Annotated in this window: 20 protein-coding genes; 8 read left to right on the top strand and 12 right to left on the bottom strand. The window is 70.3% G+C overall.

Translation table 11 applies throughout. The features are described 5' to 3' along the window. Positions 1–10 precede the first annotated feature (10 nt). From IL992_RS40980 to IL992_RS40955, 6 genes are all read right to left on the bottom strand, one after another. On the bottom strand, positions 11–751 hold the full coding sequence (locus tag IL992_RS40980) for a helix-turn-helix transcriptional regulator (RefSeq protein ID WP_193208681.1): 741 nt from the start codon (positions 749–751) through the stop codon (positions 11–13). Between the two features lie 150 nt (positions 752–901). Continuing rightward, entirely contained in the window at positions 902–1,723 is an 822-nt protein-coding gene (locus IL992_RS40975; RefSeq protein WP_193208680.1) for a DUF4097 family beta strand repeat-containing protein, read from the bottom strand. Between the two features lie 189 nt (positions 1,724–1,912). Then, positions 1,913–2,086 carry a DUF6104 family protein gene (locus IL992_RS40970; protein WP_167530605.1) on the bottom strand — a complete coding sequence of 58 codons (174 nt, stop codon included), beginning with the start codon at positions 2,084–2,086 and terminating at the stop codon, positions 1,913–1,915. An 84-nt stretch (positions 2,087–2,170) separates the two neighbouring features. Next, positions 2,171–5,854 (bottom strand): multifunctional oxoglutarate decarboxylase/oxoglutarate dehydrogenase thiamine pyrophosphate-binding subunit/dihydrolipoyllysine-residue succinyltransferase subunit, encoded by a 3,684-nt coding sequence (locus IL992_RS40965; RefSeq protein WP_193208679.1) that lies wholly within the window; start codon positions 5,852–5,854, stop codon positions 2,171–2,173. A gap of 196 nt (positions 5,855–6,050) precedes the next feature. Next, positions 6,051–6,692: a B3/B4 domain-containing protein gene (locus IL992_RS40960; protein WP_193208678.1), complete on the bottom strand. Its 642-nt coding sequence runs from the start codon at positions 6,690–6,692 to the stop codon at positions 6,051–6,053. A 10-nt stretch (positions 6,693–6,702) separates the two neighbouring features. Beyond that, positions 6,703–7,278 carry a TetR/AcrR family transcriptional regulator gene (locus IL992_RS40955; protein ID WP_193208677.1) on the bottom strand — a complete coding sequence of 192 codons (576 nt, stop codon included), beginning with the start codon at positions 7,276–7,278 and terminating at the stop codon, positions 6,703–6,705. 70 nt (positions 7,279–7,348) lie between these two features. Between IL992_RS40955 and IL992_RS40950 the strand changes: the two genes are divergently transcribed. Further along, the gene (locus tag IL992_RS40950; RefSeq protein WP_193208676.1) at positions 7,349–8,107 is read left to right on the top strand and encodes an SDR family oxidoreductase; all 759 of its coding nucleotides are present in this window, start codon (positions 7,349–7,351) and stop codon (positions 8,105–8,107) included. Positions 8,108–8,188: 81 nt separating this feature from the next. Here the strand turns inward: IL992_RS40950 and IL992_RS40945 are convergent, their stop codons facing one another. Next, positions 8,189–10,729: a glycoside hydrolase family 9 protein gene (locus IL992_RS40945; RefSeq protein ID WP_319019148.1), complete on the bottom strand. Its 2,541-nt coding sequence runs from the start codon at positions 10,727–10,729 to the stop codon at positions 8,189–8,191. A 203-nt stretch (positions 10,730–10,932) separates the two neighbouring features. Between IL992_RS40945 and IL992_RS40940 the strand changes: the two genes are divergently transcribed. From IL992_RS40940 to IL992_RS40930, 3 genes are all read left to right on the top strand, one after another. Next, on the top strand, positions 10,933–11,514 hold the full coding sequence (locus IL992_RS40940; protein ID WP_193208674.1) for a winged helix-turn-helix domain-containing protein: 582 nt from the start codon (positions 10,933–10,935) through the stop codon (positions 11,512–11,514). Positions 11,515–11,521: 7 nt separating this feature from the next. After that, positions 11,522–12,409: an MFS transporter gene (locus IL992_RS40935; RefSeq protein ID WP_193208673.1), complete on the top strand. Its 888-nt coding sequence runs from the start codon at positions 11,522–11,524 to the stop codon at positions 12,407–12,409. A gap of 61 nt (positions 12,410–12,470) precedes the next feature. Continuing rightward, positions 12,471–13,535, top strand: a complete 1,065-nt coding sequence (locus IL992_RS40930; RefSeq protein WP_193208672.1) for an MBL fold metallo-hydrolase — start codon at positions 12,471–12,473, stop codon at positions 13,533–13,535. 56 nt (positions 13,536–13,591) lie between these two features. Here the strand turns inward: IL992_RS40930 and IL992_RS40925 are convergent, their stop codons facing one another. Beyond that, positions 13,592–15,115 (bottom strand): FAD-dependent oxidoreductase, encoded by a 1,524-nt coding sequence (locus IL992_RS40925; RefSeq protein ID WP_193208671.1) that lies wholly within the window; start codon positions 15,113–15,115, stop codon positions 13,592–13,594. 450 nt (positions 15,116–15,565) lie between these two features. Between IL992_RS40925 and IL992_RS40920 the strand changes: the two genes are divergently transcribed. Beyond that, positions 15,566–15,976 (top strand): MarR family winged helix-turn-helix transcriptional regulator, encoded by a 411-nt coding sequence (locus IL992_RS40920; RefSeq protein ID WP_193208730.1) that lies wholly within the window; start codon positions 15,566–15,568, stop codon positions 15,974–15,976. Between the two features lie 9 nt (positions 15,977–15,985). On the opposite strand, the gene IL992_RS40915 is transcribed toward IL992_RS40920, so the two are convergent. The 4 genes from IL992_RS40915 to IL992_RS40900 are packed head-to-tail and all read right to left on the bottom strand — an operon-like array spanning position 15,986 to position 20,197. Next, a complete protein-coding gene (locus IL992_RS40915) occupies positions 15,986–16,816 on the bottom strand; it encodes an SDR family NAD(P)-dependent oxidoreductase (protein WP_193208670.1) in 831 nt (276 codons plus the stop codon). After that, a complete protein-coding gene (locus tag IL992_RS40910) occupies positions 16,813–17,655 on the bottom strand; it encodes an amidohydrolase family protein (RefSeq protein ID WP_193208669.1) in 843 nt (280 codons plus the stop codon). The genes IL992_RS40915 and IL992_RS40910 overlap by 4 nt, the downstream gene beginning before the upstream one ends. Further along, positions 17,652–18,839 (bottom strand): mandelate racemase/muconate lactonizing enzyme family protein, encoded by a 1,188-nt coding sequence (locus tag IL992_RS40905; RefSeq protein WP_193208668.1) that lies wholly within the window; start codon positions 18,837–18,839, stop codon positions 17,652–17,654. Before IL992_RS40905 ends, IL992_RS40910 begins: the two co-directional genes overlap by 4 nt. Continuing rightward, positions 18,839–20,197 (bottom strand): aspartate aminotransferase family protein, encoded by a 1,359-nt coding sequence (locus IL992_RS40900; protein WP_193208667.1) that lies wholly within the window; start codon positions 20,195–20,197, stop codon positions 18,839–18,841. The genes IL992_RS40905 and IL992_RS40900 overlap by 1 nt, the downstream gene beginning before the upstream one ends. 189 nt (positions 20,198–20,386) lie before the next feature. Between IL992_RS40900 and IL992_RS40895 the strand changes: the two genes are divergently transcribed. The 3 genes from IL992_RS40895 (at position 20,387) to IL992_RS40885 (ending at position 25,718) form a co-directional block, all read left to right on the top strand. Beyond that, complete coding sequence (locus tag IL992_RS40895) at positions 20,387–21,196, top strand: IclR family transcriptional regulator (RefSeq protein WP_226874716.1); 810 nt, start codon at positions 20,387–20,389, stop codon at positions 21,194–21,196. 218 nt (positions 21,197–21,414) lie between these two features. Next, complete coding sequence (locus tag IL992_RS40890; RefSeq protein WP_226874715.1) at positions 21,415–23,571, top strand: hypothetical protein; 2,157 nt, start codon at positions 21,415–21,417, stop codon at positions 23,569–23,571. A 23-nt stretch (positions 23,572–23,594) separates the two neighbouring features. Continuing rightward, complete coding sequence (locus IL992_RS40885; protein ID WP_193208665.1) at positions 23,595–25,718, top strand: peptidase C14; 2,124 nt, start codon at positions 23,595–23,597, stop codon at positions 25,716–25,718. Positions 25,719–25,734 lie beyond the last annotated feature (16 nt).

The following is a 25,734-nucleotide window of genomic DNA, read 5'->3' as shown; positions in this document are numbered from 1 at the left end:
GGGCCCGGCTTCAGGGACGCAGTGCTCGGCGGATGCGCTCGGCGGCCTCGTCGAGGGCGGCCCGGCACTCGGCCAGAGCCCGCTCGTCGGGCACGCCCGCGCTGGAGGACTGGTGGACGTCGGCGACGAAGTCGGCCAGCATCCGGCTGAGCGCGACGTCGTGGCCGCCCTGCCGGCCGTCGCCGAACCCCCAGGACTCCTCCCAGATCCGGCGCCACTCGTGCTGCCAGCGCTCGCTCTCCTCCTGCCACTGGCGCTTGTGGCGGCGCCACTCCTCCTTCTGCCTGCGCCACTCCTCCTTGGCCTGGTCGCGCTGCCGCCGCCACTCCTCCTTCTGCTCACGCCGCAGGTCTCGGTTGTCGTGGCCGATGTCCCTGGCCATCTGGGTGAGCTCCTCGCGCAGGGAGCGCACGGTCTGCCGTACGTCCTCCTTCACCTCGCGCGCGATGTCCTGGACCGAGGCGGTGATCTCCTGCTCCAGGTCGGCGAGCTCGTCCATCCGGTCGTTCAGCTCGGCCCGCCCCTTGTCGGTCAGCGTGAAGACCTTCTTGCCGTCCACGACCTCGTGGGTGACCAGGCCCTCGTCCTCCAGCCGGGCGAGGCGGGGATAGATCGTGCCGGGGGAGGGGGAGTAGACGCCGAGGAAACGGTCCTGCAGGAGCCGGATGACCTCATAGCCGTGCCGCGGGCTCTCCTCCAGCAGCTTCAGCAGGTACAGCCGCAACCGGCCGTGCCCGAACACGGGACTCATGCCACCTCCTCGCCTCCGGCTCGGAGCGGCATTCGCCAGACGCTGTGTTCCCTGATTCGCTCGCTACGCTCGCTCATGCCACCTCCTCGCCTCCGGCTCGGAGCGGCATTCGCCAGACGCTGTGTTCCCTGATTCGCTCGCTACGCTCGCTCATGCTCTCTCCTCTTCTCGCCTGCCGGCGGGCTGGCCGCTGAGCAGGGTGACGGCGCCGGACACCGTGGTCGCCGACAGGGACGCCATGCCGCCGCCCAGCCGGCCGCTGAGCGAACGGGCCCCCGGGGCCGAGGTGACGTACAACTCGGGGAAGGCCGACTCGATCCTGCCGGAGGTCGAGTGAACGGACACGTCGGTGTCCACGTCGTGCGGCAGCCGTACGACGATCGCGCCCGACATGCTGTGCAGCGTGACGTGACCGGTGGGCTCCAGTTCGAGGTCGGCGGTGACGCGCCCGGACACCGTGTTCGCGCGCAGCCGTCGCGGCCGGCCCGCGGCTACGGTGAGATCGCCGGAGACGCTGGAGAAGGACAGGTCGCCGGCCAATCCGCGGCTCTCCACCGAGCCCGAGACCGTCTCGGCCTGCACTTCGCCGCTGACGCCGTCGAGGACGATCTCCCCCGACACGCTCTTCGTGCCGGTGATCCCCTCCAGGCCCGCCACGACGGCGGAGGCGGAGACGACCCCGGCCTGCACGGGACACGTCTTCGGCACGGTCAGCGTCAGCGTGGTCCTGCGCGGGCCCGGGCGTAACCAGCCCAGGATCCCGTCCCACGTCAGGTCCTTGTACGCGACCGTCAGGCGGCCGTCGTCCTCGTGGGTCACCACCAACGGCGAGCCGTCCACCTCCGTCACCTCGAGGGTCGGCGGGCCGTCACTGGCCAGCACGGCCAGCCGACCGGCCACGACGCGCACGTTGAGCGCGGTGACCTCTCCGAACGTGAGCCGTCCGGGAGAGTCGATCGTCCATTGGGGCATCGCTCAGGCCCTTCCACGCGAAGTCCTGCGCCCGCGCGGGTCGGCACCCGCGCGGACGAACCATCCACAAACAAGATATATCTCGTTTGTGCGAAGTCAAGATGTATCGCGTTTCCCCTGGCTTCTGACTCTCGCCCCGAGCCGCCCTCCCGAACCGCTCTCGCCGGCCGTCCTCGTCGCCCGTCCTCGTCAGTCGTCCTCGTCGAGGCGCGCGAGCCAGGTGGCCAGCCGCTCGACGGGCACCTCGAACTCGGGGTTGAGGTCCACGAACTCGCGCAGCCGCTCCGCGAGCCAGCCCACGCTGACCTCCTCCTCGCCGCGGCGCTCGACGAGCTCCTCGATCCCCCTGTCGGTGAAGTACATACCTCGCTCCAGTGAATGACCTGATCATGGAGAAAGGTCCCCCACGGGCGTGGGGGACCTCCTCAGTGGGTGTGGAATCTTCGCTCAGCCGAAGATCTCGCCCAGGATGGCGTGCAGTTCCTCGTCGTGCTTGGAGTGGGAGCCGACGGCCGGCGAGGAGTTCGGCGTACGCGAGACCCGGCGGAAGGTGCGGCCCCCGAGCAGGTCGGGCTTCTCCACCATCTTCAGGCTGAGGTAGGGCCACGGGCCCATGTTGACGGGCTCGTCCTGCGCCCAGAGCAGCTCCGCGTCCGCGCCGTAGCGGGCCAGCTCGGCCTTGAGCGGGTTCTCCGGGAACGGGTAGATGCGCTCCAGGCGCACCAGCGCCACGTCCTTCCTGCCGTCCTTCTCGCGCCGCGTGAGCAGGTCGTAGTAGATCCTGCCCGAGCAGACCACGATCTTGCGGACCGCCGACGGGTCCACCGTCGCGTCGCCGATGACCGGGCGGAAGGCGCCGGAGGTGAACTCCGAGGTGGCCGAGGCCGCCGCCTTGAGCCGCAGCAGCGACTTGGGCGTGAAGATGACGAGGGGCTTGCGCCGCTCCGACAGCACCTGCCAGCGCAGCAGGTGGAAGTAGTTCGCCGGGGTGCTCGGCTGCGCCACCGTCATGTTGTCCTGCGCGCACAGCTGCAGGTAGCGCTCGATGCGGCCGGAGGAGTGGTCAGGTCCCTGGCCCTCGTAGCCGTGCGGCAGCAGCAGCACGACCGAGGAGCGCTGACCCCACTTCTGCTCGCCCGACGAGATGAACTCGTCGATGATCGACTGGGCGCCGTTGGCGAAGTCGCCGAACTGCGCCTCCCAGGCGACCAGGGCGTCCGGGCGGACCACGCTGTAGCCGTACTCGAAGCCCATCGCGGCGAACTCGCTGAGCAGCGAGTCGTACACGTAGAACTTCGTGGTGCCGTGGTTGAACGTCTTCAGCGGGGTGTGCTCCTCGCCGGTGACCCGGTCGACCAGTACGGCGTGGCGCTGGCCGAAGGTGCCGCGGCGGGAGTCCTGACCGACCAGGCGGACCGGATGGTCGTCGATGAGCAGCGAGCCGAACGCGAGCAGCTCGCCGGTCGCCCAGTCGATCGCGTCCTCGGTGATCATCGCGCCGCGGCGCTGGATCACCGGGGCGAGACGCGGGTGGACGGTGAAGCCCTCGGGCAGGTTGAGCTGGGTCTCGATGACTCGCTTGACGACCTCCTCCGAGATCGCCGTCTTGGTGTCCTCGTGCGACCACGGGATCACCTCGTCGGGCTCGGGCCGGACGACCGCGCCCGGCTGGAGCGGCTGCCTGGTGGCCTCCCGAGTCTCGGTGAAGGCCCGCTCGAGCTGCTCCTGGTAGTCGCGCAGGGCCTGCTCGGCCTCCTCGACCGTGATGTCGCCGCGGCCGATGAGGGCCTCGGTGTACAGCTTGCGGGTCGAGCGCTTGGCGTCGATGAGGTCGTACATCAGCGGCTGCGTGAACGCCGGATTGTCGGTCTCGTTGTGGCCGCGCCGCCGGTAGCAGATCAGGTCGATGACGACGTCCTTGAGGAACGTCTGGCGGTATTCGTAGGCCAGTCGGCCGACCCGCACGACCGCCTCGGGGTCGTCGCCGTTCACGTGGAAGATCGGCGCCTGGATCATGCGCGCGACGTCGGTGGCGTACACGCTCGACCGCGAGGAGGCGGGCGAGGTGGTGAAGCCGACCTGGTTGTTCACCACGATGTGGACGGTGCCACCGGTGCGGTAGCCGCGCAGCTGGGACAGGTGCAGGGTCTCGGCGACCACGCCCTGGCCGGCGAACGCCGCGTCGCCGTGGACGAGCACGGGCAGGACGGTGAAGCCCTCCTCGCCGCGCTCCAGCAGGTCCTGCTTGGCCCGGACCACGCCCTCGAGGACCGGGTCGACGGCCTCCAGGTGCGAGGGGTTGGCCACCACCGACGTGCTGATCTTGTTGCCGTCCGGCGCCACGAAGTCGCCGCTCGCGCCGAGGTGGTACTTCACGTCGCCGGAGCCGTGCGCGCTGCGCGGGTCGATGTTGCCCTCGAACTCGCCGAACACCTGGGCGTACGACTTGCCCACGATGTTGGCCAGGACGTTGAGCCGGCCGCGGTGGGCCATGCCGATGACGACCTCGTCGAGGCGCTCGGCCGCCGCGGAGCTGATCACCGAGTCGAGCAGCGGGATCAGCGACTCGCCGCCCTCCAGCGAGAACCGCTTCTGGCCGACGTACTTGGTCTGCAGGAAGGTCTCGAACGCCTCGGCGGTGTTGAGCCTGCGCAGGATGTTCAGCTGCTCCTCGCGGCTGGGCTTGGAGTGCGGCCGCTCCACCCGCGCCTGGATCCAGGCCCGCTCCTCGGGGTTCTGGATGTGCATGTACTCGATGCCGATCGTGCGGCAGTACGAGTCGCGCAGCACGCCGAGGATGTCGCGCAGCTTCATCAGCGGCTTGCCGCCGAAGCCGCCCGTCGGGAACTCGCGCTCCAGGTCCCACAGCGTCAGGCCGTGCGACTGGATGTCGAGGTCCGGGTGCTTGCGCTGGCGGTACTCCAGCGGGTCGGTGTCGGCCATGAGGTGGCCGCGGACCCGGTAGGCGTGGATGAGCTCCAGCACGCGCGCGGACTTGGCCACGTCGTCGTCGTGGGTGGCCGAGATGTCCTTGACCCAGCGGACCGGCTCGTAGGGGATGCGCAGCGACTCGAAGATCTCGTCGTAGAAGTCGTCGGCGCCGAGCAGGAGCTGGTGGATGCGGCGCAGGAAGTCGCCCGACTGGGCGCCCTGGATGATCCGGTGGTCGTAGGTGGAGGTGAGGGTCATCACCTTGCTGATGGCCAGGCGGGACAGCGTCTCCTCCGAGGCGCCCTGGTATTCCGCCGGGTACTCCATCGCGCCGACGCCGATGATCGTGCCCTGGCCGGGCATGAGGCGCGGCACCGAGTGGACCGTGCCGATCGTGCCGGGGTTCGTGAGGGAGATCGTGGTGCCCTGGAAGTCGTCCACGCCGAGCTTGCCCGCCCGGGCCTTGCGCACGATCTCCTCGTACGCCACCCAGAACTGGCGGAAGTCCATGGTCTCGGCCTGCTTGATCGAAGGCACCAGCAGCTGGCGGGAGCCGTCGCTCTTCTGCACGTCGATCGCGAGGCCGAGCCCGACGTGCTCCGGCTTCACGAGGACCGGCTTGCCGTCCACCTCGCCGTACGAGTAGTTCATCTCAGGCATCGACTTGAGCGCCTGGACGATCGCGTACCCGATGACGTGGGTGAAGGAGATCTTGCCGCCGCGGCCGCGGGACAGGTGGTTGTTGATGACGATGCGGTTGTCGATCAGCAACTTCGCGGGAACCGCACGGACGCTCGTGGCCGTGGGAACGACCAGCGAGGCCTCCATGTTGGCGGCCGTGCGGGCGGCGGCGCCGCGCAGCTTCTCCTCGACCGCTCCGGCCGGGGCCGGAGCCTGCTGCTTGGCGGGCGCCTTGGCCTCGGGCTTCGCCTGCGGCGTCGGCTTCGGGGGCGCCGTCTGCGGGGCCGGGCTCACCGGAGCGGGAGCCTCGGGCGCGGCCGTCGCGGTCGCGCCGTTTGTGGCGCCGGCGGACTTGGACGGAGCGGGCTTGGCCGTCCCGTTGTAGTCAGCGAAGAAGTGCCACCAGGCCTGATCAACAGACTCGGGATCTTCGAGATACTTCTGGTACAACTCGTCGACAAGCCACTCATTTTGTCCAAAGCTTGCCAGCGGGTTTGTCCGCGACGACTCAGACGACACGGCGGAAATCGCCCTCTTCCGCAGATCGGCGTTGATGTTTGGTGAACCTGTCCAAGGCTACTCGCCTCGCACACCGACGTGCGCCCCGGCGGGTCGCAGGTCCCGGCCCATCCTCCCAGGATCGATAAAACAGGTCACGCGCGGATAGCCCGTCTGGGTGGTGAGGTGTCCCTTACCCTCTGGTCACAACGACTGGTCAGCCGATGAGCCGCGACTCGATCCGGATATTGGGAGCTATATCGGACAGCATACCCGTGAGGTCGTCACCCGCTGCACCCAACGCGTCCAGAGAGAGCGGTTCGAGGCGCTCCAGGAGGAAGAGCGCGTCCACCGTCTCCTCGGTGATCCTCGTCCTGACGCACTGCCGCCAGTTCCACCGCCGGCAGGTGACGCCCGCGTCGTCGCGCCACACCACCTCGCCGATCTCCGGGTCGCCCAGCGCCTCCTCCGAGGGCTCGTCGCCCGCGGCCCGCACCAGCCGGGCGGTGCCCTGGTAGCGGCGCAGGTCCTCGCCGCCGATCGGCAGGCCGTGCCGTACGGACACGGCGTTGTAGGCGTCCACCACCAGGTTGATCTCGGGGAGCGGCATCCGGCGGACCAGCGCGTCGACCGACGGCCGGGTGCGCTGCGGCTTGGCGCCGAAGGCACGGTAGGCCGCCCGCCAGGCCTCGATCCTCTCGTCGTCGAGCGGCACGGCGTGGGCCGCCGCGTCGGCGAGCCAGGACCGCGAACGGTCGTCGGACGGCCCGTTGCGCAGGCCGTACGCGCAGATCACCAGGACGGCGAAGTCCGGACGGAGTGCCGTGACGGCGTCGTCCACGAAGATGTCGTCGATCACGCCCGACAGACTACGGCCAGGCGCGCAGCGCCAGCGTCGCCACCGCCTCGAGGTCGGCCCGGCTTGCGCCGTCCCTGGCCTGGGTGGACATGCCCTGGATGACGGCGGCGAAGAACGTCGCGAGCGCGGGGGCGTCGGTCTGCGGCGGGAGGAGGCCGGCCTCGGCGTCCCGCTCGATCCGGCGGCGGATCGCCGCCTTGCCCGCCTCGCGGTGCCCGCGTAGTTCCTCGATCACGGCGGCGTCGCTCGTGTTCACCCCCGCCGAGATGATCATGCAGCCGGGTGGGTGTGCCGGGTCGGTGTAGACCTCCGCCGCCTCACGGAGGAGGCGCTCGACTGCCGCCCGCGCGGTCGGCTCCCCGGCCAGGGCACGGGAGCTGAAGGCGCCGTGGGTCTCCTGGTAGCGGCGCACGGCCTCGCCGAACAGCCGGCGCTTGTCCCCGAAGGCGGCGTAGAGGCTGGGCGGGTTGATCCCCATCGCCGCGGTCAGCCCGGCGACCGAGGTCGCCTCGTAGCCGCGCCGCCAGAACTCCTCCAGTGCCCGTTCCAGCGCGACGTCCCGGTCGAACGCCCTGTTTCTTCCCATGCGCCGATTTTATAGCGATCGCTACACGTCGTGTTATTGTGTAGCGGTCGCTATAAAAAAGGGGACGGACATGACTGTGCTGAGCGGTAAGACGGCGCTGGTGACGGGCGCGAGCAGGGGGATCGGGCGTGGCATCGCCGAACGGCTGGCGGCCGACGGGGCGCTGGTGGCGGTGAACTACGCCAGGGACGAGGCGGCGGCCAAGGACACGGTGGCGGCGATCGAGGCCGCCGGTGGCCGGGCCTTCGCGGTCCGGGCCGAGCTGGGCGCGGCGGGCGACGTGGACGAGCTGTTCGCCGGACTGGACCGGGAGCTGGGACCGGACGCGCCGATCGACATCCTCGTCAACAACACGGGGATCACCGTGCGGGGAACGATCGAGGAGGTGACGCCGGAGCTCTACGACAAGGGGTTCGCCGTCAACACGCGGGCGGCCTTCTTCGTCACACAGCGGGCGCTGCCGCGCATTCCCGACGGCGGGCGGATCGTGACGGTCACCTCGGGAGTGACCAGGATCGCGTTCCCCGAGGCGATCGCGTACGCGATGACCAAGGGCGCGCTGGAGACCTTCACGCTGGCGCTGGCCAAGCACCTCGGACCACGGGGGATCACCGTCAACAACGTGGCGCCGGGGATCGTCGACACCGACACGAACGCGGACTGGCTGCGCGGCGACGAGGCGGCCTGGGCGGCGTCGGCCGGCCGGGCGGCGCTGGGCCGGGTGGGCACGCCGGGGGATGTGGCCGGAGTGGTCGCGTTCCTCGCCTCCGACGACGCCCGCTGGGTCACGGGCACCACGGTCGACGCGACCGGCGGCAGCGACCTGTGAATCGTCTCCCCGACGACGTGGAACCGGCCGCCGCCCCTGCTGGGGCGGCGGCCGGAGCCTTTTGATCCGGTGCGGATCGGGTCAGGCGCAGGCGGCGCCGTTCAGCGTGAACAGGTCGGGCGTCGGGTTGGCCCCCGGCGCGGCCTGGCCGTTGAAGCCGAAGGTGACCGACTGGCCCGGCTTGATGGTCTTGTTCCACGCCTCGTTCGCGGCGGTCACGGTCGCCGCGTCCTGCGAGAACTTGGCGCTCCAGCTACTGGCGACCTTCTGGCCGCCCAGGAACGACCACTTCAGCGACCAGCCGTCGATCGCCTTCGTGCCGGTGTTCTTGAGCGTGATCTGGGTGGTGAAGCCCGTCGGCCACGTGCCGTGCGTGGTGTAGGTGACCTTGCACGCGCCCGGGGCCTTGACCGTGCCGTCGCCCTGGTCCGCGATGAACGCCGAGACCCACGACAGTGCGGAGTTCCAGTTGATGGCCTCCTCGTTCGTGGCGTACGAGCCGATGTCGTCGATGTAGCAGAACTGCGGCTTGCAGCCCTTCAGCTTGGCCTGGGCCACCGGGTCCTGGATGCCGGAGTTCGCACCGCCCGCGAGCGTGCCGTGCGGCGGGTTCGGCAGCGAGGTGTCCAGCGAGTGGGCGTACCACCGGCTGTGCTGGTTCTTCGACGCCACCTCGCCGTAGCCGGTCACGTACGACTGGTTGAGCGCGTTGCGGCCGAGGATGTAGTCGATGGCCTCGATGGCGGCGTCGCGGTACTTGACCGTGCCGGTGATGTCGTAGGCCGCGCCGAGGGCGACCGTGTTGTTGAGGATCGCGCTGTTGGAACCCCAGAAGTAGTCACCCGGATCGAACGGCAGACCGTACGGGTGGCTCTTGACGATGCCGAGGTAGCGCTCCGCGCCGTCGACGACCGACTGGCGCACCGCGTCGCGGCCGGGCAGGTCGTTCGGCACGGTCGCCAGGTCGAGGCGGCCGAGCGCGGCCACGTGGCCCCAGTCGAATGCGCCGCTCTTGCTCCACAGGTCCGCGGTGTGGTGCGGCGAGGCGAGGACGAAGTCCTTGTACTCCTTGTCACCCGTGGTGATGTAGAGCTCGGCCGCCGCCCAGTAGAACTCGTCGCTGACGTCGGCGTCGTCGTAGGTGCCGCCGCCGTTGCCGTCGGAGGGGGAGGCGAGCACGTCCGGGTGCGCCTTGGCCGCCGCCCACGCCTTCTTCGCCGCCGCCAGGTTCTTGGCGGCGAACGCCGCGTCGTACGGCGCGAAGATCCGGGCCGCCTGGGCGGCCGTCGCGGCGAGGTTGAGCGTGGCGGCCGTGGAGACGGGGTGCAGTTCGCGCTTCTGCGCGTCCTGGTGCGGCAGCAGCGGCAGGCCGGTCCAGTTCTCGTCGTGGATCTTGTGGTGGACCATGCCGTCGGACCGCTGCATCTTCAGCAGGAACTCCTGCTCCCAGCGGGCCTCGTCGAGCACGTCGGGAACGGCGTCACCGCTCTCCGGGATGTTCAGGCTGCCGATCGGCTTGGCCGTCGCGGCGTTCTTGGTGCGCTCGAACTCGCTCATGAGCTGGGCCACCGAGATGCCGCCGTTGACGACGTACTTGCCGTGGTCGCCCGCGTCGTACCAGCCGCCGGACACGTCGAGGGAGTAGTCGCAGACGCCCGGCTGGCACGGGACGTTCGTGTCGCCCTGGTTGGGGGCGACGCCCACGTGGCCGGCGGGCCTGCCGTAGCCGGGACGCAGGGCGTCGTCGATCGCGATGCCGCTGCGCTGGGTGTAGTAGAACTTCAGCGCGTCGAGCTTGAGGTCGGCGTACGCGTCGGGCTTGATGTCGAACGGCCGGCTGGTCTCGCCGTCGGCGGTCAGCGTGTATCCGGTCCCGGCCTTCGCGTACGTGCCGAAGTCGATCGAGTGGACGTTCTGCCCGGAGCTGGCGTCGACGCCGCGCGGGGTGGTCGTGCCGTGCGCGACGACGGTCCCGGCGGAGTTCTTGAGCTGCCACGGCAGCGCGTCGGAGGCGTCGGTGACCAGGGTGGCGTTCTTGGGGCCCTTGGGCAGGTAGGCCACCTGGTTCACACGGACCCGGGGGCCGGTGTCGGGCGTGTAGACGTCCGGCGGCGCCCCGCCCTTGAGCGAGACGTTGTCCACGCAGAACCGCCACGCCGTCGCGCTGCCGCCGAGCTGGAAGACGACCTGCGCGTTGGGCAGGTCGACCGGCGAGGTGAACGTGTAGCTGTAGGTGTTGCCCGAGACGCTCAGCTCGGGAGCGGCCGACACGTACTGCGTGTAGGGGTCGGTCGGAAGCTGGACGTACGCCCTGGCGACCTTCCCGGGGTTCGCGGTGGCGAAGAAGCTGAACGCGTAGGTCTCGTCCTTCACCAGCGGGATGTCGTTGACGCCGATGATCGCGTCCCAGGGGTTGGTCGTTCCCGCGGGGATGTCGGAGCAGAGCCGGCCGTCGGACAGCTCGAAGTTCAGGTTCGCGGTGTGCCACCACGGGTCGGTGGTGGTGTCGAACGTGCCGTTGGGGATCTGTTCCGGGCCCTCTTCCGCCGTGGCGGGAGGTGCGCCGGTCAGGCACGCCGTGGCCAGTGCCGCCACGGCGAGGATGCCGATTCGTCTGAGCACAGTCGTCCTCGGGGGATGGATGTGGGAGTGGGAGCGCTCCCAAGGGGTGAGCGAATCGCATGTTTCCTTTGGGTTTCCGCGGGCGTCAACGAGCCGGGCGCCGAGACGCCCCTGACCGGCCATTGCGGGGGCGCGGAGCTGAAACTTTCATTTTCGCAAAGATATTTTTGCAAAGTTATCTTTGCGATGTTAGCGTCCGGTGTATGGATCACGAGGTCTTCCACGTCCACGATCCCCGCACTCTGAAGGCCGTCGCCCACCCGCTGCGGGTGCTGCTGCTGGGGGAGTTGCGTACGAACGGCCCGGCGACCGCGACCGAGCTGGCCGGGCGCCTCGGCGAGAGCTCCGGCTCCACCAGCTATCACCTGCGTCAGCTCGCCAGATATGGCTTCGTGGAGCAGGATCCCGACCGGCGTGATCGACGCGAGCGCCGGTGGCGGGCGATCCACCGCTTCACCTCCTGGAGCGACGTGGAGATGGCCGCGACCGCCGAGGGCCGGGAGGCCGCGGCGTTCCTGCGGCGGCGCCAGCTCGAAAAGCTCACCGCCGACGTCGAGAACTTCGAGCGCGAGCGCGACCTGTGGAGCGAGGCGTGGGTCGAGGCCGCCGGCATGTCCGACGTGGTGGTGCGGCTGTCGCCGGCGACGGTGGCGTCCCTCTACGAGCGGGTGTCGGCCATGCTCCTGGAGGCCGCCGAGCGGGATCGGGACGACCCGGACGCGCGTCCGGTCGCGGTCCTGCTGGCGGCCCATCCGCGCCGCGACCCGGCGGCCGGTCATGGGTGAGCCGGTCATGCATGAGCGGCGGTCGCTCGCCGAGATCCCGCGGCCGGGCAGGCGTGAGCACGGGCGCTACGCCGCGATCGAGTTTCTCACCTGGCTGCCGACCGGCCTGATGCTGGCGCCGATGGTGCTGCTGATGTCCGCCAGGGGGCTGGACATCGCCGAGGTCGGCCTGGTCGGCGGGGCCTACTCGGTCACGATCGTCGTGCTCGAACTGCCGACGGGCGGGCTCGCCGACGTCCTCGGGAGACGCCCGGTGCTCGCCGCGTCGGCCGTCGTCAGCGTGGCCGCGCTGGTCGTGATGGCCCTGGCGCACTCGGTGTGGCCGTTCCTGGTCGCGTCCGTGCTCAAGGGCGTCGCGCGTGCGCTGTCCAGCGGGCCGGCCCAGGCGTGGTACGTCGACACCCTGCACGCCCGGTATGGCCCTGCCGTCGACCTGAAGCCCGGGCTGGCGGCCGGCAACGTCGCGGGCTCGGCCGCACTGGCACTCGGCACGCTCGCCGGCGGCCTGCTCCCGCTGGCCGTACGCCGGGACCCGCTGGCCGCGCCCGTCTGGGCGGGAGCGGGGGCCGCGATCGTCCTCCTCGTGGCCGTGCTCGTGCTCATGCGCGAGCCGAGCCGTACGGGAAGGGGGCCCGGCCGGGCGGCGGTACGGCTGGCCGAGGTGGTCCGCGACGTGCCGGTCACGATCGTCGCCGGGATCCGGCTCGGCCTGGCCGACCGCGCCCTCGGACGATTGCTGCTGCTGGCCGCCGGAGCCGGCGTCATGCTGAACAGCATCGAGCTGCTGACCCCCGGACGCCTCGCCGCCCTGACCGGAGGACCGGAGACGGGCGGCGCGGCCTACGTCCTGTACGTACGCCTCCCCGCCGGTCCCGCTCTGAGGTACCCCCGGTAGAACCATATTCGGTAAGGCGGCACAATCGAGCGGGCAGGGCTGCGAAAGGGGCGGGGAGCCGATGAGCAAGGTGATCGTGACCGCGGCGAACGAGGCGCAGCGCGCGGCGTGGCTGGGCGGGGGACTGCCCGAGGTCGAGCGGGTGCGGCCGGGGCTGTGGTCGATACCCGTCCCGATCCCGATCAATCCGCTGCGCTACGTCCTGGTCTATGCCCTGGAGGTCCCGGACGGGGTTGTGATCATCGACGCCGGCTGGAACACCGAGGAGGCGTACGACGCGCTTGTCGCGGGGCTCGCCACGGCCGGATACGAGATCACCGACGTGAAGGCCGTGCTGGTCACGCACATCCACCCGGACCACTACGGCCTGGCCGGGCGGATCCGGGAGGTCTCCGGTGCCTGGATCGGACTGCATCCGGCCGACGCGCGCATCGTGCACGACCGCTACGACGAGTCGGCCATCGAGTCGCTCGTCCAGCGGGAGCGCTCCCTGCTGGTCAGGTGCGGGGTGCCGGACATGACGGCCCAGGAGCTCGCCGGGGCGTCGGTCATGCTGCGTCAGTTCGTCACGATGGCGACGCCCGACCGGCTCATCGAGGACGGCGACCGGCTCGACCTGCCCGGCTGGGACCTGCGGGCGATGTGGACCCCCGGCCACTCGCCCGGTCACCTGTGCTTCGTGGAGCCGGAGCGCAGGCTGCTGTTCTCCGGCGACCACGTGCTCGCCCGGATCACGTCGATGGTCGCCGTGCACCCGCAGTCGACGGCCAACCCGCTCGCCGACTACCTCGACGCGCTGCGGGCGGTGGGCAAGCTCGACGTCGAGGAGGTGCTGCCCGCCCACGAGTACCGCTTCCTGGAGCTGGAGAAGCGGGTGGACTACGTGATCGGGCACCACGAGGAGCGGCTGGCGGAGGTGCGGCGAGTCGTGGCGGAGGGCGACGGCTCCACCTGCTGGGACATCGCCACCCGGCTCACCTGGTCGCGCAGCTGGGAGGAGATCCCCGCGCACATGCGGCGGGCTGCCAACAACGAGACGCTCGCCCACCTCGTGTGGCTGGAGCAGCGGGACATGGTCACCCGCGTGCCGGGCGAGCCCGACCTCTGGTACGCGCCGTCCGCCTGACGCGGCCGCGCGTGGCCATACCGGCACTGCGCGGTCCGGTCTCATCGCGACGCTCCTCACGCGGCGGGGATCACCTCCTGCCGCGGGCTCCCGGATGCGGTGATGTTCAGGTGGGTTTCGAGGTAGGCGTCGATGACGTTCAGGTCGGCGGTCACGGCGGCGACGTAGCCGTCGGGGCGTACCAGGACCCATTGTCCGGAGGCGAGTCCGTAGCCGTCGCGCACGTATCGGCCGGTGTCGACGATGTCACCGCGTGCGCCGATAGTGTGCACGTGCACGTCGCGCCGGGCGGCGGGGGCGTCGCCGGCGGGCACGTCGTAGCCGATCAGCGTCCAGTGGGTGCCCCTGAAAAGGGAGAACAGGCGGGTGGGCAGGCCGCCGGCACCGGTGACGGGCGCGTCGGGGGCGCGGTCGCCGGCGAGCACGCCCGTGGTGCGCTGTGGGTCGACGAGGGTGAGCGGCGAGTCGGGGTAGCCGAGGTCGAGCTGGCTGACTGCCCGGTTACGGCTCATATCGCGGTTCTTGGCCGCCTCCAGCAGCCGCTTCGACAGGCCGAGCACGGCCTCCGCGATCGGGCGGCGCTCCCTCTCGTACGACGTCAGCAGCCGGTCCGGGGCGCCGGCGAGCACGGCGGCGAGCTTCCAGCCGAGGTTGTAGGCGTCCTGCACGCTGGTGTTCAGTCCCTGCCCACCGGTCGGCGGGTGGACGTGTGCCGCGTCTCCGGTCAGGAACACGCGCCCGACTTGGTAGGTCTCGGCCAGGCGGGCGTTCATCTCGAACACCGAGGCCCACGAGACCGATTGGATCAGCACGTCGTCGCGGCCGGTGCGCTCGCGTAACAGCGCCGTCAGCCCCTGCGCGGACAGATCGACGTCCACGCCGAAAGGGACCGGTCCCATGAGCTGGAACATCTCGGTGCCGTAGAGCGGGCACAGCATGATCTGGTCCGCGGCTCCCCGGCCCCAGCGGTGCCATACCTCGAACGAGACCCCCTCGACGATCACGTCGGCGACCACGGCACGCACCCCGAGGGTCTCACCGTCGAAGGCCACGCCCAGGGCCTTGCGCACGAAACTCGACCCGCCGTCGGCGCCCACGAGGTAGCGCGCGCGCACCGTGCGCGCACCGTCAGGGGTGAGGATGCGGGCGCTCACCCCGTCCTCGTCCTGATCGAAGCCGACGAGCTCGTGGTCGTAGCGCGGGGCGTGGCCGAGCTCGGCCAGCCGCTCGCGCAGTCTGCGCTCGGTGAGGAACTGCGGGACCAGCAGCGCGATGTGGTAGGGCTCGCCCGGTGTCGGGCCGGGCATGTCGATCACGTTGGTGTCGACCGGGCCGTCGTCGGCGTAGGAACGCTGGAGCGGATACTCGCCACCGGAAGCGATGATCTTGTCGATCACTCCGAGGTCCTCGAACACCTCCTGAGTGCGCGACTGGATGCCCTTGCCGCGTGACCCGATGAACGGGTGCGCGGCCTTGTCTATCAACAGGAAGCTCACGCCCCGGCGGGCCAGCTCGATCGCGAGGGTCTCCCCGGCAGCCCCGGATCCACAGATGACCACCTCGACATCGGTATCGGTCATGTTCCTCTCCTCTCCGAAATTATGTGCAGAATACACTCACCTTAGGAAGGGTTCGGATGTCCGTCAATCGCGATCGCACGCTGGTGAGACTGCAGGGGATGAGCAGCGATGTTCCGAGAGTCACCTGCTGCCCTGATGGCATATGAGTGCCTGATGCACGCATTACGCGAAGGTGCGCCGGCTGCCGGCGGGATCGCGCGGTCGCCCCGAGACCGGCACCGCGGCGCTCCGAGACGGCCGGGCGCGCACGCATTCCGGACGGCGGGCCCCGTCACCGCCGCGTGAGCCCCGCCTCTCCGTCGTCGGCGGCGCCGCGGGCAGACCTCCTAGAATTGCCCGTTAGATGAAGGCCCGATACTCAGGAGGGACGGTGGGGCAGCCTTGAGCACACGGCGACGCCAGACCACGCTGCGCCGTCTCCACGGGGCCATCGTCGATCTGGTCGTGCTGATGAACCTGCCCAGCCGCGACGATCTCCTGTTGGCCGAAGCCGGTGTCTCCCTCGACCGCGCCCTGTTCATCCTGCTCGTGGGCGTCGAGCGGTTCGGGCCTATCGGTGTCGGCGAACTGGCCGAACGAACCGGACGCGACTACACCACCATCAGCCGGCAAGTCGCGAAACTCGCCGCCCTCGGGCTCGTCGAACGGCGCCCCAGCCCTGCCGACGCCCGCGTGAAAGAGGCCATCCTCACAGCCGAGGGCCGCCGCGTCACCGACGCTCTCGACGCCGCCCGCCAGCGCCTGGCCGGTCCCGTTCTCGCCCAATGGAGCGACCGTGACCTCATGGAACTCGAACGCCTCATGCGTCGCTACGTCGACGACATGTTCGCCGCGGCAGCGAAGGCCACCGACGGCGACTGACGAGCCGCCCTACCGCGGTTGATCCAGACTCGAGCGGTACGGCGGCATGAACCGGTGGCGGGGCATCTGGTCGGCCAGCACGCCGCCGTCGACCACGAGGGTGGCGCCGGTGACGTACCGGGCGGCGTCCGACGCGAGGTAGACGACGGCGCCGGTGACGTCGTCGGGCGTGCCGTACCCGCCCCTGAGGGGGATGCGCTCCGCCCAGGCCGCCTCGAACGCCTGGTGCTCCAGGGGGAACGCGTCGTCGATCGGCGTGGCGATCATGCCGGGCGCGACCGCGTTGACGGTGACGCCGTGCGGGCCGAGCTCCGCCGCGAGGGACTTGGTGATCAGTTCGACCGCGCCCTTGGACGCGTTGTAGTGGGCCAGCCCGGCCTCGGCCATCAGGCCGTTCTTCGACGAGACGTTCACGATCCTGCCGGGCCTTCCCGCGGCGATCATGTGCTCGGCGATCCGCTGGGACAGGAAGAACACGGCGTCGACGTTGACCGCCATGATCTCGCGCCAGGCCTCGACCGTGATCTCGTTGAAGTGCTCGAGCCTGGCGATCCCGGCGTTGTTGACCAGGATGTCCACCGGGCGCTCGGCCCAGAGGCGGTCGGCGAGGCCGGCGAGGCCGGTGGTGTCGGCGAGGTCGAACTCGACCGGGCGGCAGGCCCCGCCGTACGCCTCGACGAGCCGGACGGTCTCGTCCAGCGGCGGCCCGCCCGGCCTGTCAATCGCCACGACGTCCGCGCCGGCCTCGGCGAGACCGGCGGCGAACGCCTGACCGAGACCGCGCGCGGCGCCGGTGACGACGGCCACCCGTCCTGTCAGGTCGAACCTTCCCCCGTTCATGCCAGTCCCAGCAGCGGAAGGGCGTCGCGGTGGATGAGGCTCTCGATCTCGTCGCGGTCGAGCGGGGGCAGGCCGGGGATGCCCGCCACGGCCCCGACCGCCCGCAGGCCGTCGATCGAGGCGTCGACGGTGGTGAACGGGTAGTCGCTGCCGAACAGCAGCTTGTGCCACACCCCGTAGTCCTGCACGAGCCTGAGGCTGTGCCAGAGCTGGAACGGGCGGTAGTGGAGCGCGGAGACGTCGGCGTAGACGTGCCGGTGTTTGCGGATGACCGCGATGCACTCGCCCTCGAACGGGTGGCCGAGATGCGCCAGGACCATGCGCAGCTCGGGGTGGCGGATCGCGACCTCGTCCAGATGGACGGGAAGCGCCCACTTCAGCGGCGCCTTGGACACGAACGTCGTGCCGGTGTGCACCAGCAGGGGCAGTCCGTGCCGCTCGGCGTAGGCGAACAGGTCGTCGTACTCCGGAGCGGCGGGGTCGAACCCCGCGTACATGGGCATGAGCTTGATCCCGCGCAGGCCCAGGTCCTGGTGGCCGCGCACCAGCTCGTCCCGCCAGCCGGGCTGGGTGGGATCGAGCGACAGGTAGCCGATCAGCCTGTCGGGGTGCGCGGCCACGTAGCCGGCCACGTCCGCGTCGTCCACCCACAGGCCCGACCTGCGCGCCTTGCCGCCCACCACGATCGTCCGGGTGCCGTCGGGGGCGGAGGCCGCGTAGTCGGCCCACCGCACGGTGAGGTCGACGTGACCCCCGTGCGCGCGGGCCGACTCGGCGGCGAAGGGATCCCCGACGTCGTCCGGGCAGGTGAACAGGTGTGAGTGGACGTCCACGATCATGTGCGGTTCCGCTTCTCCCAGCCTTCGGCGAACATGTTCCAGAACCGGTGGCTCGGCGGGTGCTCCTCGAAGACCTCGTCGGCCAGCTCGATTCCCAGTCCTGGCTTATCAGGTATCCCGATATATCCGGCTTCGATGGGCAGGGCGCCGCGGACCGCCTCGAAGACGTACGGCTCCAGCAGGCCGTCGAAGGTCTCCAGGATCGTGAAGTTCGGCATGCCGAGCACGGCGTGCACCGACGCGGTCGTGCACAGCGGCGAGTTCGAGTTGTGGGGCGCCACGGTCATCGCGTGGAGGTCGGCCAGCGCGGCGAGTTTGCGCACCTCGGTGAACCCGCCCGCCATGGACAGGTCCGGCTGGATGATGTCCACCGCGTCGGTGGCGAACAGCCGCGCGTACTCGTACCGGTTGTGGAAATGCTCTCCGCCCGAGATAGGGAAGGCCGCCCGCTGACGCAGTTCGGCGTACCGCTCGATGTGGGTCCACGGCAGCGGCTCCTCGAACCAGCCGATGTCGTACGGCTCCAGCTCCCGCACCAGCCGGGCGGCGGTGTGGAAGGCGAACCGGGCGTGCCCCTCGACGAACAGGTCCACGTCCGGGCCGACGGCCTCCCGTACGGCGGCGACGATGTCGAGCGAGAGCCGCAGCTCGGCGCGGGACAGCTCGCCGAGGCCGGCGCCGAAGGGGTCGAATTTCAGCGCGGTGTAGCCCTTGGCGACCGTCTCCTCGGCCCGCTGGGCGAACGCGCCGGGCTCGCGGTCGCCGGTGTACCACCCGTTGGCGTAGACCCTGACCCGGTCGCGGCAGGCGCCGCCGGTGAGCCGGTAGACGGGCACGCCGAGCGCCTTGCCCATCAGGTCGTGCAGCGCCTGGTCCACGCCCGACACCACGATGCCGCCGATGTCTCCGCCGCGCAGGAAGTCGCCCTGGTAGAGCCGGAGCCAGATCTCCTCCACGTCGAACGGGTCGGCGCCGAGCAGGTGCCGCTGCGCCATCGCCTCGGTCAGCAGGCAGGTCTCCCGCGCCCGGTAGGGATGGGTGATCTCGCCGACGCCCGACAGGCCCGCGTCGGTGTGGATCCGGACGTAGCTGAAGTCGCGCCAGGCCGTGCCCAGGGTGAGGGTCTCGACGCGGCTGATCCGCCCGGCGGGGCCCGCCGGACGGGTGCTGTTCACGGTCAGCATCAGCGGGTTCCTCCCATGGTGGAGGCGGTGCTCAGGTCGCCGGGCGCGCCGATGTCGGCGAGCTGGGCGCGGACGGCCGCCTCGGTGGCCTCGATCAGCCGGTCCACGTCCGCGTCGGTGTGCGCGTACGACAGGTGGCTGCGCTTGAGGTTGAGCGGCAGCTCGAAGACGCCCTGGTCGACCATGCGGCGACGGTATCCGACGAACATGGCGGTGTCGTTGGCGAGGAGGTCGTCGTACGTCTTCGGCAGCCGGTCCATGAAGTAGGTGACGAACACCGAGCCGTACCCGGTGACGACGGCGGGCACCCCGAGAGAGGCGAGCACCGGGGGAAGCTCGGCGCGCACCCGGTCGCCCAGCCGGAACACGTGCTCGTGCACCGGCTCCTCTCGCAGCTTGCGCAGGGTGGCGAGCGCCGCCGCGACCACCGCGGGGTGGCCGTTGTAGGTGCCCGCGAAGAAGACGGGGGCGCCGGGGCGCGAGCTGAACAGGTCCATGAGGTCGGCGCGGCCTCCGAGCGCGCCGACGGGATAGCCGTTCGCGATGGCCTTGCCCATCGTCGTCAGGTCCGGGGTCACGCCGGCGATCTCCTGCCAGCCGCCCAGGCCGTGCCGTACGCCGGTGATCACCTCGTCGAAGACCAGCACGCTGCCGTGCCGGGTGCACTCCTCACGGAGCGTACGCAGGAACTCGGCGTCGGGGAGCAGGCAGCCGACGTTGTGCGGCACGGGTTCGACGATCACGGCCGCGATGTCGTCGCCGTGGTCGGCGAACGCGGCGCGCACTCCCTCCGAGTCGTTGAACCGCAGGACGAGCGTGGCGTCGAGGACCTCGGGCAGGATGCCGGTGGAGATCGGGTCCCTGCGGCCGACGCGGTCGGGCGCCGAGATCACGTTCATGCTCACGGCGTCGTGCCAGCCGTGGTAACAGCCCTGGAACTTCACCACCAGCCGGCGTCCGGTGGCGGCCCGCGCGACCCGCAGGGCATGGAAGGTCGCCTCGGAACCGGTGCTGGTCAGGAGCACGCGCTCCATGCTGGGAACCAGCTCCGCGAGCGTCTCGGCCAGTTCGATCTCGCCCTCGGTGACGCCGACGCCGCACAGGTCCAGGGTGCGTCCCGCCTCCGCCACGGCCGCGGCGACGTCGGGGTCGTTGTGGCCGAGCAGGGGCGGGCCGAAGGCCGCGTGGTAGTCGGTGTACTGCCGCCCGCCCGCGTCCCAGAACGTCGCGCCCTGGGCCCGGGCGATCACCAGGTCGGCGAGTCCCGGAACGTTCCGCTGTCCGCTGTTGACCCCGCCGGGGATGACCTGGCGGGCCCGTTCGGGCAGGGAGACGGACGGGGCCGGTTGCTGATTCACATGGTCTCCTTGGCCGCCGCACCGGGACCAGCCCCGTTCCGGTGTGACGCGAATGTTTCCGCCGCAGATGAATTATTACGAACACTATTCGGTGTACCCGAACAGATAGCGGCATCTTAGGGAGGCGCCCATCCCAGGTCAATGCCGCAAAGGGGAGATGTGGCGAAAAATGCGCTACAGTGTTCGGCTATGACGAACAGCATGGCGAACGGCGAGGTGGAGAACTCCCGCTACTGGATCCGCAGCGTCGCCAGGGCGGCCGAGGTCCTCGAGGCCCTGGCCGGCGGCCCCCCGGGGGAGGGCCTGAGCGTGACCGAGGTGGCGGCGGCGTGCGGCCTGTCGAAGAGCTCGGCCTTCGCCACCCTCTACACACTCCAGCGGTTCGGCCTGGCCGCCGACGACGGCGAGGGCATGAACCGGCGCTACCGGCTCGGGATGGCGCTCGCCCGGCTCGGGGACAGGGCGCGCGACCAGCTGTCCCTGCGGGACGTCGCCCGTCCCATTCTGGTGGAGCTGACCCGGACGACGGGCATGAATTCCCGGCTCGCGATTCCGGAGAGCGACCAGGCCGTGGTGATCGACCAGGTGAGCAACGGCGAGCGCATCCAGGTGGACCTCCGGATGGGCGTGCGGGAGCTGCCCCACTGCACCGGCCTCGGCAAGGCGCTGCTCGCCGAGATGGAGGATCGGCAGGTCGAGGCCCTGATCGAGAGGGTCGGGCTGCCCCGCCGCACGGCCCACACGATCACCGACCTCGACCGGCTGCTGGCGCACCTGCGTGACATCCGCGAGATGGGCTACGCGCTCGACGACGAGGAGGACGCGGAAGGGGTGTTCTGCGTCGGCAGCGCTCTGCGCGACCATTCCGGGACATGCGCCGGGGCCATCAGCATCACGGGCCTGAAACCGGCTCTGCCCACGTGGCGCTACCAGGAGCTGGGGCGGCAGGTGCGTGACGCGGCCCGGCGGATTTCGTCGGAACTCGGCTACCGGCCTTGATTTGCCGACCGAAACCTGCTTAAGGTTTGCGCCACATCGGGCGAACAACTGGCCCCCGCGACGTCACAGCCCCTGACCGCGGACGGTTTCGGCCAGCAGCACCGCCGCCTGCACGCCTCACGCGTGTCCGCCCGGCCTTCATTCACCCCCTGCCGTGCCGCGTCTCGCCGCCCGGCCGAAGGTTGAGGCATCTTGTGAAATACCCCCAAAAATCCCCTGTGGCCCGTCGTGCTCTGCTGACGGCGGGTGGTGTCGGTGGGCTGGCTCTGCTGGTTCCCGGTACGGCTCACGCCGGGCCGGCGGCGGAGCTGAAGAACGCGGTGTACGCCGTGGCGACGGTGGCCGAGTTGCTGTCGCTGGACGGCAAGAAGATCCCGGACGGGACGCTGGTGCGGGTCGCGGGCTACAAGGCGGCCGGTGACGGCGGCGGCATGCTGGTGCGGTGGGACGCGGACTCGACCGCGGTCGCCAATGGCGGAACGGTGCTGCGTCCTGGAAATTTGGGCGGCTCGGGTGCGGGCCGGTGGGTGCAGGTCCACGACGGCGTGGGCGACTTCCGCAGGTTCGGGGTGTTCGGCGACGACGCGCCGGCGGACGCCGCGCTGGACGCGATGGTGAACGACCCGGCCATCCACAGGATCGAGGCCCACACCGACCTGCTGTTCGTCAAGCGCCATAAGTACACCCGCTCGAACCTGGAGTTCGACTTCGGCGGCCACACCGTCCGCACCGACGGCATCGAGAAGAACACGCACGACAACCCGTTCGGGGCCGTGATGTTCTTCCGCGGGGAGGTCACCGGCACGGTCGTCGAGCACGCCCTGAGCGCCCCGATGCCCGACCTGGCCGACGTCTTCGAAGTCGGCGACTCCGCGAAGTTCACGGTCGGCCAGTGGTGGACGGCGGTGGTGAACAACCTCTCCGGCCGCGACGAGCGGGAACTGCAGAAGATGGTGCAGGTCACCGAGATCGTGGACGGCTCCCGCATCCGGGTGAACTACCAGAACGGCTGGGACCTCGACAAGGGCCGCGTGATCACCTGGACCAGGGTGAAGCCGGTCGAGCGGGTTCACGTCAGGAACATGGTCTTCGTCGGCGCCCCGCCGTACGACGGGCCGCGGAACGGGGAGCTGCCCGACGACCGGGAGTACACCGGCTCGCACCCGGTGGCCTACGAGTACGCCGCCTGGTGCGACGTCTCGGGCATCGACGCCTCCCTCACCTGGTGGCCGGTCGTCATGCGCCGCTGGTGCACCTACTTCCGGACCGAGAGCTGCACGCTGAAGAACCCGCCGACGGTCTTCTACGGCGGCGCGGGCTACCTCACCCAGCAGATCTACTGCCTGTACGGCCACGTGGCCGACTGCCACACCTCCAACGCCCGCCACCTCAACGACCTGACCGCGTCGGCCTACTGCATGGTGGAGAACTGCCACGGAGACGGCGACGACGCGGGCGGCAACCCGTTCACCACCCACGGGCAGTACGAGCACGACCTGGTGTTCACCGGCAACTCCGGCCTGATGGACATCGCCAACTCGGGCGCGCAGTGGGGGATCAGTGCGAAGCGGATCACCGTACGCCGGCACGTCTGCTCCTGGTTCACGGCCAACACCAAGATCACCGACCTGACGCTGGAGGACGTCAAGGTCATCCCGCGCTCCACCTTCGACCCCGGCGGCACGCTGACGGTCAACGCCGACGGCGTCCAGATGCGCGGCTGCTCGGCCAGGACGTTCGCGGTCGCGCAGCGCTCCGCGCGGTCCGGCAGGCCGAACGTCATCGAGGACTGCAGCTTCGACCTCCCCGAGGGCCAGGTCGTCGTCCAGACGCCGGTGACGAACCCCGTCCACTTCGTCCGGTGCGTCTTCACCGGGGTGAACGGCGCGGTCATGCGCGGGTCCGGCCCCGTCCACCTCACCGACACCGTCGTCACCGGGACCGCCGGTGCGGCGCCGCTCCTGATCGGAGCCGCCGAGGTCGTCGTGTCCGGCGGGCGGCTGACCGACACCGGCATCCGCCTGTCCGCGGTCCGCGAGCAGCGGCTGTCGATCGGCGGAGGCGCCGTGGTCGAGGGGACCAACAGCGAGAAGGCGCTGCTGTCCCGCGCCGACGGCTCACCGGTGCGGTGGGAGCTGGGCGACTACGTCAGCTCGACCCGCGACGGCGGAACCGCGCACGTCGCGATCACGAGCGGCGTCAACCGCTACTCCGCCGTCGGGGCGCGGTTCCGCGGCGGCGTCATCACGCTCGCGGACGCCGCCTTCGGCGGCGACTCCCACCTCCTGCACACGGGCTGCGCCGAAGAGGGCGTCAGCCGTACGGCCCCGGCAGCGGGGCCCCGAGTCATCACCACCGGCAACCTGGCCGTCTGAGGAGTCCCGAAATGAGTTCATCCATGAGGTCCCGTCGTGCCCTGCTGACGGCGGGTGGTGTCGGTGGGCTGGCTCTGCTGGTTCCCGGTACGGCTCACGCCGGGCCGGCGGCGGAGCTGAAGAACGCGGTGTACGCCGTGGCGACGGTGGCCGAGTTGCTGTCGCTGGACGGCAAGAAGATCCCGGACGGGACGCTGGTGCGGGTCGCGGGCTACAAGGCGGCCGGTGACGGCGGCGGCATGCTGGTGCGGTGGGACGCGGACTCGACCGCGGTCGCCAATGGCGGAACGGTCCTGCGTCCTGGAAATTTGGGCGGCTCGGGTGCGGGCCGGTGGGTGCAGGTCCACGACGGCGTGGGCGACTTCCGCAGGTTCGGGGTGTTCGGCGACGACGCGCCGGCCGATGCCGCGCTGGACGCGATGGTGAACGACCCGGCCATCCACAGGATCGAGGCCCACACCGACCTGCTGTTCGTCAAGCGCCATAAGTACACCCGCTCGAACCTGGAGTTCGACTTCGGCGGTCACACCGTCCGCACCGACGGCATCGAGAAGGCCGGCTACGACGATCCCTTCGCGGCCGTGCTCTTCTTCCGGGGCAAGGTCACCGACACGGTGGTGACCGCGCCGCTCACGGCCGACATGCCGGAGCTGTCGGACGTCTTCGAGGTCGGCGACTCGTCGAAGTTCCAGGTCGGCCAGTGGTGGTCGGCCGAGGTGAGCAAGGGCGCCGGGCAGTGGGAACGCGAGCTGCAGAAGCTCGTGCAGGTCACCCAGATCGTGGACGGCTCCCACGTCCGGGTGAACTACCTCAACGGCTGGACGCTGAAGGCCGGGCGGTCGATCACCTGGACGAGGATCGAGCCGGTCGAGCGCGTCCACGTCAGGAACATGGTGTTCACCGGCGCGGGCGCGGACCAGTACACCGGCTCACACCCGGTGGCCTACGAGTACGCCGTCTGGTGCGACGTGTCCGGCATCGACGCCACCGGTACGTTCTGGCCTGTCGTCATGCGCCGCTGGTGCACGTACTTCCAGACGCGCTCCTGCTCCCTGAAGAACCCCACGTCCGTCACCTGGGGCGGCGCGGGCTACCTCACGCAGCAGATCTATTGCCTGTACGGTCACGTGGCCGACTGCCACACCTCCAACGCCCGGCACCTCAACGACTGGACCGCCTCGGCGTACGGGCTGGTGGAGAACTGCCACGGCGACGGGGACGACCAGGGGCCGTTCGTCACTCACGGCCAGTACGAGCACGACCTCGTCTACACCGGCAACTCCGGCCTGATGACGTTCGCCAACTCCGGCGCGGCGTGGGGCTCGGCGGCCAAGCGGATCACCGTACGCCGGCACGTCTGCTCGTGGTTCGTCGCCCGGGTGAAGGTCACCGACCTGACGCTGGAGGACATGCGGGTGATCGGCAAGCCGTCGCTCGCGGGCTCCGGGATGATCTGGGTCAACGCCGACGGCGTCCAGATGCGGGGCTGCTCCGCCAACGACCAGCTGATCATCTCCCAGTCGTCCGCCCTGTCGGCCAGGCCGAACATCATCGAGGGCTGCGACTTCACGATCGCCGCCGGTTCGGAGATCGTGCAGTCCTCGGTCACCTCGCCCGTGCACATCGTGCGGTCGGTGCTGTCGAACCTGGACGGCAACGCCTGCAACGGCACCGGTGAGCTGCACCTGGTCGACAGCACCCTGCTCGGCAAGGAGGGCGGCCGGCCACTGCCCGTCGCCGCCTCACTCGTACGGATCCAGGGCGGGCGGCTGTCGGGCACCGGCATCCGGCTGTCGGGCAAGAAGGACCAGCGCATCCACGTGGGCGGCGGCGCGGTGGTCGAGGGGACGAACGGCGCGAAGGCGCTGCTGTCCCGGGCCGACGCGGGCGGGATCGTCCAGTGGGAACTGCGCGACTACCGGAGCACGACGAACGACGCGGGCACGGCCCACGTCGCGGTCGAGACCGGGAAGAACGTGTACTCGGCGGTCGGCGCCCGCCTGTCGGGCGGGAAGGTCACGCTCGCCGGGGCCGCCTTCGGCGACGGCTCGCTGCTCCAGCACACCTCCTGCGTCGAGGAAGGCGTCTCCCGGACGACGCCGCCGGACGGCCCCCGGGTTCAGACCACCGGAAACCTCGTTCTCTAACCTTCTACTCCCAAAC

The sequence above is a fragment of the Microbispora sitophila genome, from assembly GCF_014892245.1.
Lineage (GTDB): Bacteria > Actinomycetota > Actinomycetes > Streptosporangiales > Streptosporangiaceae > Microbispora > Microbispora siamensis.
Note: the sequence above shows the minus strand (reverse complement) of the source record. Positions and strands in the feature narration are given on the sequence as shown.

What these genes read in the sequence shown, in the direction of transcription:
- IL992_RS40935 (WP_193208673.1), top strand. Translation starts at nt 11,522, where the DNA reads ATGCATGAGCGGCGGTCGCTCGCCGAGATCCCGCGGCCGGGCAGGCGT.
- IL992_RS40950 (WP_193208676.1), top strand. Translation starts at nt 7,349, where the DNA reads ATGACTGTGCTGAGCGGTAAGACGGCGCTGGTGACGGGCGCGAGCAGG.
- IL992_RS40915 (WP_193208670.1), bottom strand. Translation starts at nt 16,816, where the DNA reads ATGAACGGGGGAAGGTTCGACCTGACAGGACGGGTGGCCGTCGTCACC.
- IL992_RS40910 (WP_193208669.1), bottom strand. Translation starts at nt 17,655, where the DNA reads ATGATCGTGGACGTCCACTCACACCTGTTCACCTGCCCGGACGACGTC.
- IL992_RS40920 (WP_193208730.1), top strand. Translation starts at nt 15,566, where the DNA reads ATGAACCTGCCCAGCCGCGACGATCTCCTGTTGGCCGAAGCCGGTGTC.
- IL992_RS40975 (WP_193208680.1), bottom strand. Translation starts at nt 1,723, where the DNA reads ATGCCCCAATGGACGATCGACTCTCCCGGACGGCTCACGTTCGGAGAG.
- IL992_RS40885 (WP_193208665.1), top strand. Translation starts at nt 23,595, where the DNA reads ATGAGGTCCCGTCGTGCCCTGCTGACGGCGGGTGGTGTCGGTGGGCTG.
- IL992_RS40955 (WP_193208677.1), bottom strand. Translation starts at nt 7,278, where the DNA reads ATGGGAAGAAACAGGGCGTTCGACCGGGACGTCGCGCTGGAACGGGCA.
- IL992_RS40980 (WP_193208681.1), bottom strand. Translation starts at nt 751, where the DNA reads ATGAGTCCCGTGTTCGGGCACGGCCGGTTGCGGCTGTACCTGCTGAAG.
- IL992_RS40970 (WP_167530605.1), bottom strand. Translation starts at nt 2,086, where the DNA reads ATGTACTTCACCGACAGGGGGATCGAGGAGCTCGTCGAGCGCCGCGGC.
- IL992_RS40930 (WP_193208672.1), top strand. Translation starts at nt 12,471, where the DNA reads ATGAGCAAGGTGATCGTGACCGCGGCGAACGAGGCGCAGCGCGCGGCG.
- IL992_RS40925 (WP_193208671.1), bottom strand. Translation starts at nt 15,115, where the DNA reads ATGACCGATACCGATGTCGAGGTGGTCATCTGTGGATCCGGGGCTGCC.
- IL992_RS40895 (WP_226874716.1), top strand. Translation starts at nt 20,387, where the DNA reads ATGACGAACAGCATGGCGAACGGCGAGGTGGAGAACTCCCGCTACTGG.
- IL992_RS40940 (WP_193208674.1), top strand. Translation starts at nt 10,933, where the DNA reads ATGGATCACGAGGTCTTCCACGTCCACGATCCCCGCACTCTGAAGGCC.
- IL992_RS40905 (WP_193208668.1), bottom strand. Translation starts at nt 18,839, where the DNA reads ATGCTGACCGTGAACAGCACCCGTCCGGCGGGCCCCGCCGGGCGGATC.